Source organism: Povalibacter sp., from assembly GCF_036735925.1.
Taxonomy (GTDB): domain Bacteria; phylum Pseudomonadota; class Gammaproteobacteria; order Steroidobacterales; family Steroidobacteraceae; genus Steroidobacter.
Window position 1 is genome coordinate 38,986 of record NZ_DAINNK010000028.1, and the last position, 16,298, is coordinate 55,283.

General features: G+C 66.0%; 10 protein-coding genes and 1 riboswitch. Of the genes, 7 read left to right on the forward strand and 3 right to left on the reverse strand.

The features are described from left to right. Positions 1-36 precede the first annotated feature (36 nt). Entirely contained in the window at positions 37-798 is a 762-nt protein-coding gene (locus tag V7D81_RS10680) for an inositol monophosphatase family protein (RefSeq protein WP_324316452.1), read from the reverse strand. 254 nt (positions 799-1,052) lie between these two features. Between V7D81_RS10680 and V7D81_RS10685 the strand changes: the two genes are divergently transcribed. The 4 genes from V7D81_RS10685 to V7D81_RS10700 all read left to right on the forward strand — a co-directional run bounded on the left by V7D81_RS10685 (position 1,053) and on the right by V7D81_RS10700 (position 10,096). Further along, positions 1,053-3,650 carry a TonB-dependent receptor plug domain-containing protein gene (locus tag V7D81_RS10685; protein ID WP_324316454.1) on the forward strand — a complete coding sequence of 866 codons (2,598 nt, stop codon included), beginning with the start codon at positions 1,053-1,055 and terminating at the stop codon, positions 3,648-3,650. A gap of 143 nt (positions 3,651-3,793) precedes the next feature. After that, positions 3,794-4,041, forward strand: a riboswitch (cobalamin riboswitch). 150 nt (positions 4,042-4,191) lie between these two features. Next, on the forward strand, positions 4,192-6,015 hold the full coding sequence (locus V7D81_RS10690) for a TonB-dependent receptor domain-containing protein (protein ID WP_324316456.1): 1,824 nt from the start codon (positions 4,192-4,194) through the stop codon (positions 6,013-6,015). Positions 6,016-6,149: 134 nt separating this feature from the next. Further along, positions 6,150-8,720 carry a bifunctional lysylphosphatidylglycerol flippase/synthetase MprF gene (mprF, locus tag V7D81_RS10695; RefSeq protein WP_324316457.1) on the forward strand — a complete coding sequence of 857 codons (2,571 nt, stop codon included), beginning with the start codon at positions 6,150-6,152 and terminating at the stop codon, positions 8,718-8,720. Between the two features lie 17 nt (positions 8,721-8,737). Then, a complete protein-coding gene (locus V7D81_RS10700; RefSeq protein WP_324316458.1) occupies positions 8,738-10,096 on the forward strand; it encodes an AcvB/VirJ family lysyl-phosphatidylglycerol hydrolase in 1,359 nt (452 codons plus the stop codon). A gap of 106 nt (positions 10,097-10,202) precedes the next feature. On the opposite strand, the gene V7D81_RS10705 is transcribed toward V7D81_RS10700, so the two are convergent. Both V7D81_RS10705 and V7D81_RS10710 read right to left on the reverse strand, forming a co-directional pair. Further along, positions 10,203-12,530, reverse strand: a complete 2,328-nt coding sequence (locus V7D81_RS10705) for a PAS domain-containing hybrid sensor histidine kinase/response regulator (protein ID WP_324316460.1) — start codon at positions 12,528-12,530, stop codon at positions 10,203-10,205. A gap of 149 nt (positions 12,531-12,679) precedes the next feature. Further along, positions 12,680-13,021: a hypothetical protein gene (locus tag V7D81_RS10710; protein ID WP_324316462.1), complete on the reverse strand. Its 342-nt coding sequence runs from the start codon at positions 13,019-13,021 to the stop codon at positions 12,680-12,682. Between the two features lie 89 nt (positions 13,022-13,110). Between V7D81_RS10710 and V7D81_RS10715 the strand changes: the two genes are divergently transcribed. The 3 genes from V7D81_RS10715 (at position 13,111) to V7D81_RS10725 (ending at position 16,296) form a co-directional block, all read left to right on the forward strand. Beyond that, on the forward strand, positions 13,111-13,242 hold the full coding sequence (locus tag V7D81_RS10715) for a hypothetical protein (protein WP_324316464.1): 132 nt from the start codon (positions 13,111-13,113) through the stop codon (positions 13,240-13,242). A 107-nt stretch (positions 13,243-13,349) separates the two neighbouring features. Beyond that, positions 13,350-14,255 (forward strand): cyclase family protein, encoded by a 906-nt coding sequence (locus tag V7D81_RS10720; RefSeq protein ID WP_324316466.1) that lies wholly within the window; start codon positions 13,350-13,352, stop codon positions 14,253-14,255. A gap of 166 nt (positions 14,256-14,421) precedes the next feature. Beyond that, positions 14,422-16,296, forward strand: a complete 1,875-nt coding sequence (locus V7D81_RS10725) for an EAL domain-containing protein (protein WP_324316468.1) — start codon at positions 14,422-14,424, stop codon at positions 16,294-16,296. Positions 16,297-16,298: the final 2 nt, after the last annotated feature.

Consider the following 16,298-nt stretch of genomic DNA (forward strand, 5'->3'; position numbering starts at 1 on the left):
AATCCCGCGGGAAAGCCGGCCCCACACGCAGAAAGACTAGGACAGTTGCGACAGCAACGTCGCGTGCAATCGCGAGTTCGCCGCCAGGACGGAAGTCGTCTGCAAATCGAGCGGCCGGCCATCGAGGTCGGTGAATTTCCCACCGGCCGCTTCGACGATCACGGCAAGCGCCGCGATGTCGAGAATGTTCACGTCGGATTCGATGACGGCTTCGAGCTTGCCCGAGGCCAGCAGGTGGTAGTGCAGGAAATCGCCGTAGCCGCGGATGCGATTGACCCGCGCGACGAGTTCGCCGTAACGCGACCAGCGCGGTCCCGATGCCAGTGTCTTGAGATTGCCGCCGGAAACCGCGGCCGCTTCGATGCTGTCGATCTCGCTCACGCGAATCGGCTTGTCGTCCAGCCACGCGCCGACGCCGATTTCCGCATAGGCCACCTCGCCGTACACCGGCGCGGACGACACGCCGACGATCAGCCGGCCGCGATGCATGAGCGCGATCTGCGTGGAGAAGAACGGGTACTCGCGCACGAAGGCCTTGGTGCCGTCGATGGGATCGACCAGCCACAGATACTCGGCATCGAGGGCGCTCTGGCCGGTTTCCTCGCCGTAGAACCCGTGGTCGGGAAAACGTGCGCCGATGATGTCGCGAATCGTCTGCTCGGTTTCGACATCGGCCTGGGTGACCGGCGACTTGTCGGCTTTCAGGACGACGTCGAGATTGCGCTGGTAGTAGCGACGGATGACGGCGGCAGCGGCATGGGCCGCGTCGAGGGCGGTGGCGAGAAAGGGTGAATGCATGACAGTGGCGTAGCTTGCGAAAAAAACACGGCGAGTGCACGGCCGGGACGATCGACGCACCGGGCGCGCTGAATTTCCGCACGGAATATACCGGGCGAATCCGCGTGCCGCTTGCCTGTTTGTATGCCCTGAGCAACGCCCGCCGCAGGCAGGGGCTGCGGCCAATCACAATGGTACGGGCCGTCGTGTTGCTCCAGAGTCACATCCAATCCGGCGCTGGCCGGCAAATTTTTACCGACGCAGGGAGAACCCATATGCATTCGCAGAAGATGCCATTCAGGTTGCTTTCGGCCGCATCGCTGGCGCTGGTTGCCAGTCACTCCATCCAGGCTCAGACCGTCCCGCCGGAGGACAAGAACGTCCTCGAACAGATCGTCGTCACCGGCACGCGCGTGGAGAATCGCTCGGCTCTCGACACCGCCGTGCCCGTCGACATCGTCAGCGCGGCCGCACTGGAGAACGTCGGCACGGTGGAAGTGAACCAGGCGCTGTCCGTGGTCTTGCCGTCATTCAACTTTCCGCGCCCTGGTCTCGCCGACGGTACGGACACGATTCGACCAGCGACGCTGCGCGGTCTCTCGCCCGACCAGACGCTGGTGCTGGTCAACAGCAAGCGCCGGCACTCGGCCTCGCTGGTGAACGTCAACGGCACCATCGGTCGCGGCGCCTCGGCCGTGGACATGAACACGATTCCCAACGCGATGGTGAAATCCATCGAAGTGCTGCGCGACGGCGCTTCCGCGCAGTACGGCTCGGACGCCATCGCCGGCGTGATCAACCTGCGGCTGCGCGACGACAACGACGGCGGCGCAGCGAGCGTGCAGTACGGCGTGCGCGAATCCAGTTACGAAGTGCCGACCGCCCCGGCGCCCACCGGCGCGAACTGGTCCGTCCCGTTCAACCAGGCGAAGCGCGACGTGTCCGACGGCGAAACGCTGGTGGTCTCGGCATGGAAAGGTCTGGCGCTCGGCGCGGACGGCTTCCTCACGATCGGCGCCGAATACAAGGACCAGGAACGCACCGAACGCGGCGGCTTCGACTCGCGCCAGCAATATCCGCGGGTGGGCGGCGCCTTCGATCCGCGCGAGGCGACCATCGATCGCTGGAACGCCTGGTACGGCGAACCCGACATGGACCAGAAGACGGTGTTCATCAACGCCGGCTACGACATCGGCAACAGCGCGCAGCTTTATGGCTGGGCCAGCTGGCAGGATCGCGACGTGGTGTCGGCAGGCTTCTTCCGCCGCGCGATGGACGATCGCAACGTCATCGAGATCTATCCCGACGGCTTCCTGCCGCTGATCGCACCCGACGTCACCGATTACTCCGGCGCGTTCGGCGTGAAGTGGGCGCTCGGCAGCTGGGACATGGACACCTCCCTCGTGTACGGCGACAACAAGATGGAGTTCACCATCGAGAACACGCTGAACCGGTCGATCGGCCCGACGAGCAAGACGACGTTCGATGCCGGCGGTTTCGAGTACGACCAGATCGTGTTCAATTTCTCGGGCGTGCGCGGCTTCGATGTCGGCCTGGCTTCGCCGCTGAACGTGGCGCTTGGCGTGGAAGCGCGTCAGGAGGGTTACCAGATCTTCGCGGGCGAGCCGGATTCTTATCGCAATGGCGGCGTGCTGATTCCGCTCAACACGCCAGGAACGCCCGGGTGCGTCGCGCCGTTCACCGACGCACAGATCGCCGCGGGCGGCTGTGCAACCGGCTCCGGCTCGCAGGTCTTCCCGGGCTTCCGCCCGGAAAACGAAGTCGATACGAACCGCGAAGCGTACGGCGCGTACATCGATCTCGAAGCGAACATCACCGACAAGTTCCTCGCTTCCGCCGCGATCCGCGGCGAGCACTACTCCGACTTCGGCGAGAGCTTCTCCGGCAAGTTGTCGGGCCGCTATGACTTCACCGATTCGTTCGCGCTGCGTGCGTCGGTGCAGAACGGCTTCCGTGCGCCGTCGCTGCAGCAGCAGTACTTCGCCACGACCTCGACCAACTTCATCGGCGGCGTACCGTTCGACGTGACGACCTTCCCGGTGTCGGACCCGATCGCGGTCGCGCTCGGCGCCAAGCCGCTGGATGCGGAAGAGTCGCTGAACTACTCGATCGGTGCGGTGATCCGGTTCGACAAGCTCAGCCTGACGATCGACTACTACAAGATCGACATCGACGACCGCATCGTGCTGTCCGAAAACCTGACGCAGCCAAACGTACGCGCCTACCTGCAAACGCTCGGCTTCATCGGCAGCGGCGGCGGCCGCTTCTTCATCAACGGCGTCGACACCGAGACCGAAGGCGTCGATCTGGTGCTGAACTATCCGCTGAGCACCGAATCGGGTGGACGCATCGACCTTACGCTGACGGGCAACTGGAACACGACGGACGTGACGAAGATTCCCGCGACGGAAGCGCTTGCCGCGCTCAATCCCGCGCCGCCGCTGTTCGATCGTTTCAACGTGCTGACGATGGAAGACGGCACGCCGGAAACCAAGTTCACCTTCAACATCAACTGGGACTTCCAGCGCTTCGGCGCCACGCTGCGCGCGACGCGCTACGGCAAGCTGCTGTCGCCGGATTCGTCGACGAACGCCACGTTCGCCAACGTGAGCGCCGGCACCTACACGCCGATCGACCAGTGGTTGTCCTCGCAGGCCGTGGTGGACCTGGAAGGCCGCATCCACTTCACGGATCACATCAAGTTCGCGCTCGGTGCGGAAAACGTGTTTGACGAGTATCCGGACCCGGTGCCGATCGCACTGAACTCCACCGGCAATGCGCCGTTCTCGAACTACGCGCCATACGGCCGTGCGGGACGGTTCATCTATGGACGATTGATGGTGGACTTCTAGTCTTGCTGTGGGGCCGGCTTTCCCGCGGGATTTCCTTCGGTCACAGCCGGCCTTCTTGGGAGTCAGGCTGAAGCCTGACCTACAGAAGAGAAGAGGCGGAGCGCGCCGGCCGGCCGCTCCTTGACACCTCCCGGGCCGGTCCGTACCGTGCCGGCCCGTCAGGTGAGCGCCCCGTTCCATCGGGGCGCGAACGTGAAGCCGGTGACCTCTGCCTGCAGAGCATTCCGGCGCTGCCCCCGCAACGGTAGTCGAGTCCAATCGATATCCGGAGACGAGCGTCTCCAGCCACTGTGCCGACGGCATGGGAAGGCGATAGCGACGAATGCCCCAGGTCCATGAACCTGCGGTTTCACTCGAAAGCCCGGAGACCGGCCTGACGCACGATCGCCCGATCCGCCAGCCGGACAGGAGCGATCGGTACCGGCGTCGCGGCGGGCGATCAGGAGTACGCGCGATGCGCACCATCGCCTGCTCTCTCACTCCCGCACGCAGATCGATAACCACATCTGGCCATGCGGGCGAGCATGGGGAGAGCATTGTCATGAGTCGTCATCAGCCCTTCGCGGCCGTCGCACTTGCGTGCGCGGTTCCTTTCACCACGATCGCGGCGAGCCCGGATCCCGTTTCCGAAGTCATCGTCACGGCGGCGCGCATCGAGCAGCCGATCGCCGACGTGATCGGCTCCGTCACCGTGCTGACGCACGACGACATCCAGCGCCGCCAGGTGCAATCGGTGCAGGATCTGCTGCGCGGCGAAGCCGGCATCGCCATCGCCAACAACGGCGGCCTCGGCAAACTCAGTTCGATGTTCATCCGCGGTACCGAGGCCGATCACGTACTGGTGCTGGTGAACGGTGTGCGCGTCGGTTCGACCACGGCCGGCACCACGCGCTTCGAATACATCCCCGTCGACCAGATCGAGCGCGTCGAGATCGTGCGCGGACCGCGCTCCAGCCTGTACGGCGCCGACGCCATCGGCGGCGTCGTGCAGATCTTCACGCGCGATGCCGACGGACCGTCGGTGTCGATCGGCGGCGGTTCGCACGAAACTTACGATGCGAGCGCCAGCTTCGGCCTCAAGGGCGAGAATGCCTGGCTGGCCGTCTCCGGCAACTACCTCGAGACGCAGGGCTACAACGCCTGCCAGCCGTCGCCGACCGGCCCGTTCGGCTACACCGGCGGCTGCTTCACCGACGAACCCGACGACGACGGCTATCGCAATACCTCCGGCGTGCTGCGCACCGGCTATCGCTGGGGCGAGACCGCCGAGGTGGAAGCCAGCGTCCTGTATGCCTCCGGTCACACCGAGTACGACGGCAGCTGGACCAACGAAACCGACTTCACCGAAGCCGTCTACGCGCTCAAGGGCAAGGTCGCGGCAACCTCCAGCTGGGACCTGACGCTGCAGCTGGGCCTCGCGCAGGATGACTCCGACGATTTCAGCGATGGCACGTACCGCTCCACCATCGACACCGAACGTCGCAACGCCGGCCTGCAATCGGACTGGACCGTTGCCGCGGGTCAGGTGCTGACCCTGGGCGTCGACTGGCTCGACGACCGCGTCGACAGCACCACGCCCTACGACGAGACCTCGCGCACCAACACCGGCGTGTTCGGCCAGTACGCCGACCGCTTCGGCGATCACGAAGTGCTCGCCTCGGTGCGCAACGACGACAACGAACAGTTCGGCACTCACACCACCGGCGGTCTGGGCTGGAAATGGTTCGCCGAGGACTACCTCGCCTTCTCCGTCGCCTGGGGCACCGCGTTCCTCGCACCGAGCTTCAACGATCTGTACTACCCGGGATTCAGCAATCCCGACCTGGCGCCGGAAGAATCGGACAGCGTCGAACTCGGCATCAGCGGCACGGCGGCGAACACCACCTGGTCGCTGTCGGCGTTCGAAACCAACGTCGATGACCTGATCGCGTTCGACTCCGCCACGTCCTCACCGCAGAACATCAACGAAGCACGCATCCGCGGCGTCGAAGCGCAGGCCCGCACGCAGCTCGATCGCTGGAGCGTCGGACTCACCTACACGCATCTGGATCCGCGCAATCAGGAGACGCACAAGCTGCTGCCGCGCCGTCCGGAAGATGCCGGGCGCATCGATGTCAGCTATGGCACGAACGCGTTCTCGCTGGGCGCGACGGTGAACTTGGTCGGCTCGCGTTACGACGATGTCGGCAACACGCTCGAACTCGACCGCTACAGCACCGTCGATTTCGTCGGCCGGGTGCACTTCGGCAGCTGGTTCGTACAGGGCAGGATCGCCAATGCTTTCGACGAGGATTACGAAACGGCGGCGTACTACTACCAGGATGGGCGGTCGTACTTCCTGACGCTGGGCTATCAGCCGCAGTAGGCGCCTCTTGCTGTGGGGCCGGCTTCAGCCGGCCTTCTGAAAATGTCAGGCTAAAGCCTGACCTACAGAAATCCCCCCAGGCCCTACGGCGGTTTCATCACGGAACGCAGGCCGCCTCGGTACCATCGGCCGTCATGGAATCGACCCAGGACAAGATCCGGCTCGTTTCGAGCCTGCAACGCTGGAAGCCCTGGGCCATCGGCGCCGCCGCACTGATCATCGGCCTGCTGCTCGCCGACGCACTGCACGGGCTGTTTGCCGAATTCAGCTATCACAGCCTGGTCGAAGCAATCCGTTCGACGCCGTCGCGCGCGCTGGCGCTCGCCGTCGTCGCGACCGCCGTCAGTTACTTCGCGCTCACGGGCTACGATCACTCGTCGCTGCGCTACGTCGGCGCCTCCGTTGCCTACTCCATCGCCGCGCAGACGGCGTTCATCGCCTACGCGCTGTCCAACACGATCGGCCTCGGCGTACTGACGGGCGGTGCCGTGCGAATGCGCTTCTACAGCGCGGCCGGCGTGGAAGCCGGGCTGATCTCGCGCGCCATCGCCTTCAACGCGCTCGCCTTCGGACTCGGAATTTCTGCGGTCGGCGCGCTGGCGCTGCTGTGGGGTGCGGATGCCGTCGGACCTGCCATCCATCTGCCGCCGCTGGTGTTGAAATCCGTTGCGCTCGCGATCGTGATCGCAACGTTCTCGCTGATCGTCCTGTGCCGCGATGGCCGCGAACGATTGCTGTTCGGCCGCGTGCGGCTGCGGCTGCCGTCCGCTTCGCTGGCCCTGCAGCAGCTGTTCTTCTCCGCCATCGACATCGGTGCGACGGCTGCCGTGCTCTGGCTGCTGCTGCCGCCGGACTCGATTGCGTTTCCGGCATTCCTCGGGTTCTTCGCCATCGCCGTCGTGCTCGGCGTACTGAGTCATCTGCCGGGCGGCCTCGGCGTGTTCGAAGCCATCATGCTCCTGGCGCTCCAGGATCACGTGCCGGCGGAATCGCTCGCGGCGGCGCTCGTGCTCTATCGCCTCATCTACTACGTGCTGCCGTTGCTGCTGGCGCTCGCATTGCTGGTGATGCACGAGCTGCGCCGCGGTGCAGCCACTGCAGTTTCCCGCGCCGCGATCAGTCTCGCGCCGCTGCTGCTGGCGGCCTACACGCTGGTGATCGGCGTGATGCTGCTGATTTCCGGCGTCACTCCCGCCACCGACGAGGCGACGGACCTGCTGGCGTTGCACGTGCCGCTGCCGCTCGTCGAGGCTTCGCACTTCCTCGGCAGCATTGCCGGACTCGGATTGCTGTTCGTCGCGCGCGGCATGCTGCTGCGGCTGGATGCCGCCTGGTGGGCGGGACTGCTCATCGGCATCGCCAGCCTGCTGCTCGCCATCCCGAAAGGATTCGCGGTGTCGGAGATGATCCTGATCGGCTGCCTGGTGGTGGCGCTGGCGCTGTCGCATTCGCAGTTCACGCGTCGCGCCTCGCTGCTGGCGCAGCCCTTCACCGGCGGCTGGCTGCTGAGCGTTCTCGCCATCGTCGCCGCGCTGACGGGTCTGCTGTTCTTCGCGTATCGCGACGTCGACTACACGCAGGAACTGTGGTGGCAGTTCGAGTTCGACGGTCATGCGCCGCGATCCTTGCGTGCGCTCGTCGCGGTCGCACTGCTGGCGCTGGCGCTCGCGATGCGGCAGCTGCTGCGTCCGCCGGCGGCCCGGCTGCCGAAGGTCAACGAACAGGAACTCGATCATGCCGCGCGGATCGTCCGGACGCAGCCGTCGGCCGATGCCAACGTCGCGCTGCTGGGCGACAAGCACTTCCTGTTTTCCGAATCGGGCAATGCCTTCGTGATGTTCGGCCGCCGCGGTCGCTCCTGGGTGAGTCTGTTCGATCCCGTCGGCCCGCAATCGGAATGGCCCGACCTGGTCTGGCGTTTTCTGGAAATGACGCGCACCCAGGGCGGGCGGGCCTCCTTCTATCAAGTGCGTCCGCAGACGCTGCCGGTGTATCTCGATGCGGGATTGCGCGTGTTCAAGCTGGGCGAGTACGCCTCGGTGCCGCTCGCGGATTTCTCGCTCAAGGGCAGATCGCGCTCGGCGCTGCGACAGGCCGTGAACCGCGGCGAGCGCGAAGGACTCGTGCTCGAGATGCTCGACGCCGACGCCGTGCACGCGCGCATCCACGAGTTGCGTGCCCTCTCCGATGCCTGGCTCGCCGAGCACCGGGCCGCGGAAAAAGGGTTCTCGCTCGGCTCGTTCGCCGACTCCTATGTATCCCGGATGCCGGTCGCGCTGGTGCGCCAGCACGAACGCCCGATCGCCTTCGCCACGCTCATGACCACCGATCGCAAGGTCGAGGCCAGCGTCGATCTCATGCGGCACCTGTCCGATGCGCCCAACGGCACCATGGACTTCCTGTTCACGAAACTGCTGCTGCATTTCCAGTCGCAGGGATTCGAGCGCTTCGGCCTCGGCATGGCGCCGCTGTCGGGCATGGCCGAGCATCCGCTCGCCCCCGGCTGGCACCGCGTCGGGCGCCTGCTGTTCGCGCACGGCGAGAACTTCTACAACTTCCAGGGTCTGCGCGCGTTCAAGGAGAAGTTCGATCCGGACTGGGAAGCGCGCTACCTCGCCGCACCGGGCGGCATGGCGCCGCTGTTCGTCCTGGCCGACATCGCCGCGCTGATCAGCGGCGGACTGAAGGGGGTCATCGCGAAATGAAACGGCTCGGCGCAGCCATGGCGCTTCTCGTCCTGTGCTCGGCGGCCGTGCACGCGCAGGAAAAAATCTCGCACGGCATTTTCGATGGCGTGACGCTGTACCGCCCGCAGGGCGAGCCACGCCAGTTCGTGCTGTTCCTTTCCGGCGATGACGGCTGGAGCCGGCACACCGCCAACGTGGCGCGTGTCCTGGTCGAGCGCGGCGCGATGGTGGCCGGCATCGACATGCCGAAGCTGGTGGAGAAACTGGATTCGGGCAACGACGCCTGCGTCTTTCCCGACGGCGATCTCGAAAATCTGTCGCACTACCTGCAGGGTTACGCGCGCCTGAGCACGTATCACACGCCGTTGCTGGCCGGTTACTCCTCGGGCGCGACGCTGGCGTACGCGATGCTCGCGCAGGCGCCGCGCGGCACGTTCTCGGGCGCACTGACGCTCGGCTTCTGCACGGACATGGAACTGGAAAAACCCTTCTGCCGCGGCGAAGGCGTGCACTTCGTCAATCGCCGGCGCCACGAGGGCATGGATCTGCTGCCTGCGAAAACGCCACTCAACTGGATCGCCCTGCAGGGCGCGAAGGATGAAGTCTGCGAAACGACTGCGGCGCAACGCTTCGCGAACAGCGTGCCGAATGCGCAGTTCGTGGCCTTGCCGGACATCGCCCATCGCTTCTCGGCGGGCGGTTCCTGGCAGCAGCCATTCATCGCCGCCTACGACAAGCTCGCGGCCGCGCACACCGACGTCGTGCCGCCGCCGCCCGCCAGTCTCGCCGACCTGCCGCTGATCGAAGTGAAACCTGCCGGCAATGACGGCACCGCGTTCGCCGTGCTGCTCTCGGGCGATGGCGGCTGGGCCGGTCTCGACAAGCAGGTTGCCGCGGCCCTCGCGGCAAAAGGCATCGCCGTGGTCGGTCTCGATTCGCTGCGCTACTTCTGGCGCAAGCGCACGCCCGAAGGACTCGCGCAGGATCTCGATCGCGTCCTGCGTTACTACGCCGCTCACTGGCATCGCACGCGCGCGCTGCTCATCGGCTATTCGCAGGGCGCCGACGTGCTGCCATTCGCCGTGAACCGCCTGCCCGCCGCCTCCGCACCGCTGGTCGAACAGACCGTGCTGATGGGCCTGGGCCAGAACGCCTCCTGGGAATTCCATCTCGGCAACTGGCTCGGCGGCGAACGCGACGCGTTGCCGATCCGTCCCGAAGCCGAAAAACTCCGCGCCGACCGCACGCTCTGTCTCTACGGCGCCGACGACAGCGACTCGCTCTGTCCGAAGCTCCCGGCCGCGAGCGTCACCGCTCACGAACTTCCCGGCGGGCATCACTTCGATGGCGCGTACGACGTGCTCGCTAAACTGATCCTGGCGCGGTTGCAGTAGTGCGGAAGAGACGGCAGAAGAGAATGGCCGCAAAAAGCGCAAAAAAGCGCAAAGTCAGAAAAAGAAAATCCGATCTGTTTGCGCCTCTTGCGCCTTTTGCGGCTATTCATTCCTTCCGTCGCATCTCCCCGAACAGCTTGTCGAGCGCACGACCGAGTTCTTCGACGGTGTTCGGCTTGAGGATGAGTTCGCGGATGCCGCTCTTGCTGGCGGTTTCCTTGTCTTCGGGGCGGACGTAGCCGGTGGTAAGGACGATCGGCACGTCGGGGCGCAGTTGCAGCAGGGCGCGCGCGAGGTTGAAGCCCGACATGCCCGGCATGGACAGATCGGTGACGACGACGTCGTACGATTGCGGCGATTGCGTGAACGCCTGCAATGCCTGCGCGGGATCGGAAAAACCGCTGACTTTGTAGCCCATGCGTTCCAGCACGCGCTGGCCGAGGAAGACCAGCGCTTCCTCGTCGTCGATGTACATGACGTGTTCGCCGCTGCCGGGAACGGGGGGCTGCGATGGCGCTTCGTGAGGCGCGACGTCCGCGGACGCAGCGGGCAGATAGATGCGGAAGGTCGTGCCCTTGCCCGGCTGGCTGTAGGCCGTCACGGCGCCCGCATGCGCGCGCACGATGCCGTGCACCACCGACAGGCCGAGACCGGTGCCCTGGCCCGGCGGCTTGGTGGTGAAGAACGGATCGAAGACGCGCTCGAGCGTCGCGCGATCCATGCCGCAGCCGTTGTCGCTGACCGTGATGCGCGCATAGCGGCCGACTTTGAGATCGGAAGCCGTCACGACTTCTTCGGGATGGATGGTCGCCGCATCGACGGTCACTTCGAGCTGGCCGTCGGCATCGCCGATGGCATGCGCCGCATTCGTAGCGAGATTCATGATGATCTGGTGAACCTGGGTCAGGTCGACCGACACCGGCGGCACGTCGGGACGGAATACCGGCACGATGCGGATCATCGCCGGCAGCGTCGCACGCAGCAGCTTCAGCGCCTCTTCGACCACGGGACGCAGCTGGACCACTTCGCGGCGCGATTCGCCCTGGCGGCCGAACGACAGGATCTGGCGCACCAGTTCGGTGGCGCGCGTTGCGGCGCGCTCGACTTCGCCGAGGCTGGTCTGCACCGGATGGCCGTCAGGCAGGTCGTCGATCGCCAGCCGCGTGTTGCCGCGGATCGCCAGCAGCAGATTGTTGAAGTCGTGGGCGATGCCGCCGGACAGCGTGCCGAGCGCTTCGAGCTTCTGCGAATGGAACTGCAGCCGCTCGGCGCGTTTGCGCGCCGTGATCTCGGTCAGATAGCCGTGCCACACGATGGCGCCGCCCTCTTCCGGCCGCGGCATGATGGTGCTCTCGACCCAGATCTCGCCGCGTTCCGGATGCTGCACGCGGAATTCCATGTGCCAGGGTTCGAGCGTCCGGCGCGAGTGGGTGAAGGTCTCGTTCAGGTGCTGCAGGTCATCGGGATGCACGCGCTCGCGGATGCAGGTGCCATCCGTCTCGAGCACCGCGGCGTCGAAACCGTAGATGTCGCGGATCTTTTCCGGCGCGAAGGGGAAGGTCAGACGACCGTCGGCATCCAGGCGCAGCGAATACAGCACGCCCGGCGCGGCGGTGGCGATGGTGGTGAAGCGGTCGCGCTCCATCTGCAGCTTCTCGCGCAGTTCGTGCTCGTCGTGCAGATCGAAGTTGGCGCCGCACCAGCGCACGATCTCGCCCGCCGTGTTGCGGATGGGAACGGCGCGGGCTTTGAACCAGCGGTACTGGCCGTTCCAGGCGCGGATGCGGCTTTCGGCGGCGTAGGCGAAGCCGGTCTCGACGCAGCGGATCCAGGCCTCCATGACGGTGGGGCGTTCGTCGGGATGGAAGCATTCCAGCCAGCGGCCGGCCAGCAGCTCTGCTTCGGGATAACCGGTGTACTCGGTCCAGCGCCAGCTGAAGAAGTCGGGGCGCCCCTGCCGATCGCAGGTGAACACCAGTTGCGGCAGCGAATCAGCCAACTGGCGGAAATTGTGTTCGGACTCGCGCAGGGCGGCCTCGGCCTGCTTGCGCCGGGTGATGTCCTCGGCGATGCCGATGAGGCGCACCGAGCGACCCGAGGCATCGCAAATGCGCCGGCCGTGATCGAAGATCCAGCGCACGTCGCCATCCGGGCGGACGATGCGGAATTCGAGCTGGTAGATGTCCTCGCGCGTGGCGTTGAGCCAGTGGGTGTAGCGCTCGGCGACGGTGGGCCGGTCCTCGGGATGGATGCTTTCCATCCACAGCCGGTGGCGGGCATACAGGTCCTGCACCTTGCGGCCCCACACGCGCTCGAACGACGGGCTGGCGAACACCAGCCGCTCTTCGGGATACAGGTCGTACACCCAGATGAGGTGGCTGCTCATCGACGCGAACTGCGTGAACAGTTCGCCGAACATCGCAACGTCGATCATGCCCTGTCGTTCCACAGGGACCCTCCCCCTGACCACAAACGGCGCGGACTCGCCGCCGCAGCATCGTCACAAACCGATACCGGACTGAAGCAGCAGAAACCGCAGTCGAGAACTGCCGGGGAGTGTAAGGCAGTCGCGCGAACGGGGGATCAGGAAACTCCGCGCAGCAGGGCCCAGAGCTGGGCCAGCGGACCGGCGGCACGGGCCGGGGATCGGCGCGAACCGACGGAGGCGGGACGCTGTACGGTGTCGCGGTTCCACACGGCCTGCTGGCCGGTATCCGTCGGCGTGAATTCCACGATCTGCAGGTCCGGCGCTTCGAGCCGGCGCAACTGCTCGTCGGTCACGTCGCGTTCGAACACGCCCGTGGCAACCTGCCATTCCCACACGGCATCGCCGCGATCGCTGCACACGGCGCGGCCGGACTTGCGCGCCACACCGGCGGCGACCGGCGGAAGGGGAAGATAGGGACTCGAAGTCAGGCTGCTCACGATCGCTCCGCGTATGGGTCGTGCTGCCTGCGACATGCAGGTGTCTACGACGCTTGCGTCAACTATCGTCGCGACGACCTGGGCAATGCATGAGGCATCCCCTGAACGAAGGCCCTGCGGAGAGCGAGTTGCAGGAACTGCGGGACGCAGCGACGCGCGGCACGCGCCTGCCGTTGCCGGGCGGCAAGGGATTGCCGGCCACGTTGCCGCGTCGTCGGTGAAGGGATCTGCGGCCATTCTCTTTCTTGTCCGGATCCGTCCTCTTCCTGTCGGCACTGCGAATACCCGAAGCTGCTACGGTTCTCGTTGCATCGTCAGGAGAGCCGCCATGAATTCATCTGTCGGGCCGAAGCGCGTCCAGTTCGATTTCGAAGTCGAGTTCCTGAACGGCGGCGGACTGCAGGGACAGGGATTTCGCCTCGACATCGACGGCGACGACATCGCCGACGATGCGCTGGCGAACTACCTCGTCCGCGACCTGCGCCTGCTCATGGTCGGGCGCGTCGCGATCTCGCGCAAAACCATTCTGAGCGAGCCGCACAAGCGCAGCAGCGCGGTCGCAGCGACGACCGGACCCGACCCCCATCACGTCGATCTCAGTCACACCATCGAGGACGGCATGATCACGTACAAGGGTCTGCCGGCGCCGCTGATCTGCGATCACCTGAGTCGCGCCGCATCGCGCGCGTTGTACGCCGAAGGTACGGAATTCCAGATCGGCAGGATCACGATGGTGTCGAACACGGGCACGTACATCGACAGTCCGTTCCATCGCTATGCGGATGGCGCCGATCTGTCGGCGCTGCGCCTCGACGTGCTCACCGGACTCGACGCCGTCGTCGTGCGCGTCACGGGAATGGCAGGTCGCGCCATCCCGCGCGAGGCATTCGCCCCGGTGGAGGTACGTGGACGAGCCGTGCTGGTTCACACGGGCTGGGCGACGCACTGGCGCACCGATCAGTACTTCGAAGGCCATCCATTCCTCACGGCCGATGCCGCGACGTATCTGCAGGAGAACGGCGCGGCGCTCGTCGGCATCGACTCCTACAACATCGACGACACCGCCGACGGCCGGCGTCCCGTGCACACCGAGCTGCTCGGCGCGGGCATTCCGATCGTCGAACATCTGCGCGGACTCGAGCAGTTGCCCGTCAGCGGTCTGCGTTTCTCGGCCGTGCCGCCGAAGGTTCGCGGCATGGGCACGTTTCCGGTCCGGGCCTTCGCAACGCTGTGACGTATCGGGTTATGACAACGCGCAGGAACCCGGCGCATTCACTGTCGCGATCTTTGACACTGAACGAGTCGCGACGCGACATGCGGCTCGAATACGCCGATTTCCGGCCTGCTTTGGAATAGTGAACTCGCGGCGCTGCCGCTATGATGGGCGCGGGAGGATGGCTATGTCTTCTGTGCTCAAACCCTCGGCGAGCTCCGCGGGCAGTCATGAACTGCCCTTCGCAAGCTACGCGCAGCTCATCCGCATGCTGGTCCCGCCTGCGGAGCGCATCAGTTTCTACGATGCGATGGCCCAGTCGCTCTGGATCAACGACGGCGTCGAAGAACCCGACTTCCGCATGCACGTCGAACTCGTGCTGGGTCGCGCCCGTCAGGCGACCTCGTCCGCGCCCGCAGCCGCGGCAGCGCATCCCGACGATGACACGGCCTTCGTCTTCGTCGTCCGCAACACGCACAACGCCGTGGTCGGCGCGATCGGTGTGGCCTGCCGCAACCTGCCGAGCGGCGCCCGCTTCCGCAGTGCTGATGCCGTCGAGCGCATGCTCGCGCCGGTCATCGCCATTCTCGGTCACGCATGGCCGGCCAGCGCCAAGATCGTTCCCTTGCCGACCGGCGCGATGCGCGAAGCCGGCACGCGGCAGGCCGTTGTCGCGGCAACGCAGCTGCTGCCCTCGATGCCGGTGCCGGCGATGCTGCGCAAGACCCTCACGCTCGCGACCGAGCTGATCGATTGCGCCTTCGGCGCCGTCGTGCTCCCCGGGCGTCCCTTCACGCTCAGTCATTGCGTGAGTGCCGACGAATCCGATCTGTCGATCAACGCCGCCATCGACAACATCCGCGAACACGTGCTGCGCTGGATGCAGGCGCGCAACGAACCGCTCGTGGTGAACGGCACCAGCGGCAGGACGCAGCAGCTGCCCTACAAGCTGCTGGTCGTGCCCGTGCGCGATCCGGCCCAGCGCGTCGTGGCCCTGCTCATGCTCTTCCGCAGCAACCGCGCGCGCGATTTCGCCAGCGTCGATACCGATGAACTGACGCAGCTCGCCGCCCGCGTGCCGACTGCAGCGCTCAGCGCCATGCTCGTGCCGGAAGTGCCGGTCATCGCGTCGGTGGCCAAACTGCCGCCGCAACCGCAGGCCGCTGCGCCCGCGCCTCCGCCCCGGCCGCAACCTGCGGCGAAGGTCGCGCCCACAATTCCCAAGGCAGCAGCAAGGCCCGCAGCAGCGACGCCCCGAATCAGCGTCAACGAGCCGAAGATCATCGTCCCGACAGCCGCGACCCCGTCGCTGCAGCCGATGGACGATCGCATTCGCACCGCGTTGCGGCTGGGCTCCTTCGATCTGTATGCGCAGAAAATCACCGCCATGCGCGAAGCAGCGCCATCGCCGCGCTTCGAAGTGCTGCTGCGGATGCGCGATGCCGGCAAGCTGCACGGTCCGCCCACGTTCTTTGCCGCCGCGGAGTCGAGCCGGCTCCTGCCCGAACTGGACTGCTGGGTCATCGGCGAACTGCTGAAGACGCTGCGCAAGCGCGCGGTCACCGTGCGCACCTCGTGCCTGGAATTCTCCGTGAACGTCGCGGGCCAGTCGCTCGCCACGCCGCAGTTCGCGGAATTCATCGTGGCCGAAGTCTGCCGCACCGCCATTCCGGCCGGGCTGCTGGTGTTCGAGATCTCCGAACGGACGGCGCTCGAACACGAAGACGACATGGAGAATCTGTCGGCACGGCTGCGCGACGTCGGCTGCCGCGTGGCGCTGGACAATTGCCGCTCCGGCCTCGGCACGCTCGACCCGCTCAACAAGTGGCCGGTCAGCCGCGTGAAGATCGACGGCTCGCTGATCCGCAGCCTCGGCAGCAGCGTGCGCGCCGAGTCCCAGGTCCGCGCCGTGACGCAGCTCGCTGCGGATCGCGGCATCGAGACGGTGGCCGAATGCGTCGAATCGCAGCGCGTGCAGGACAAGCTGCTCGAGATGGGCATCGACTTCGCCCAGGGCTTCCACCTGGCGAAGCCGCAGCCGCTGCAGACGCTGTTCGGATAAGA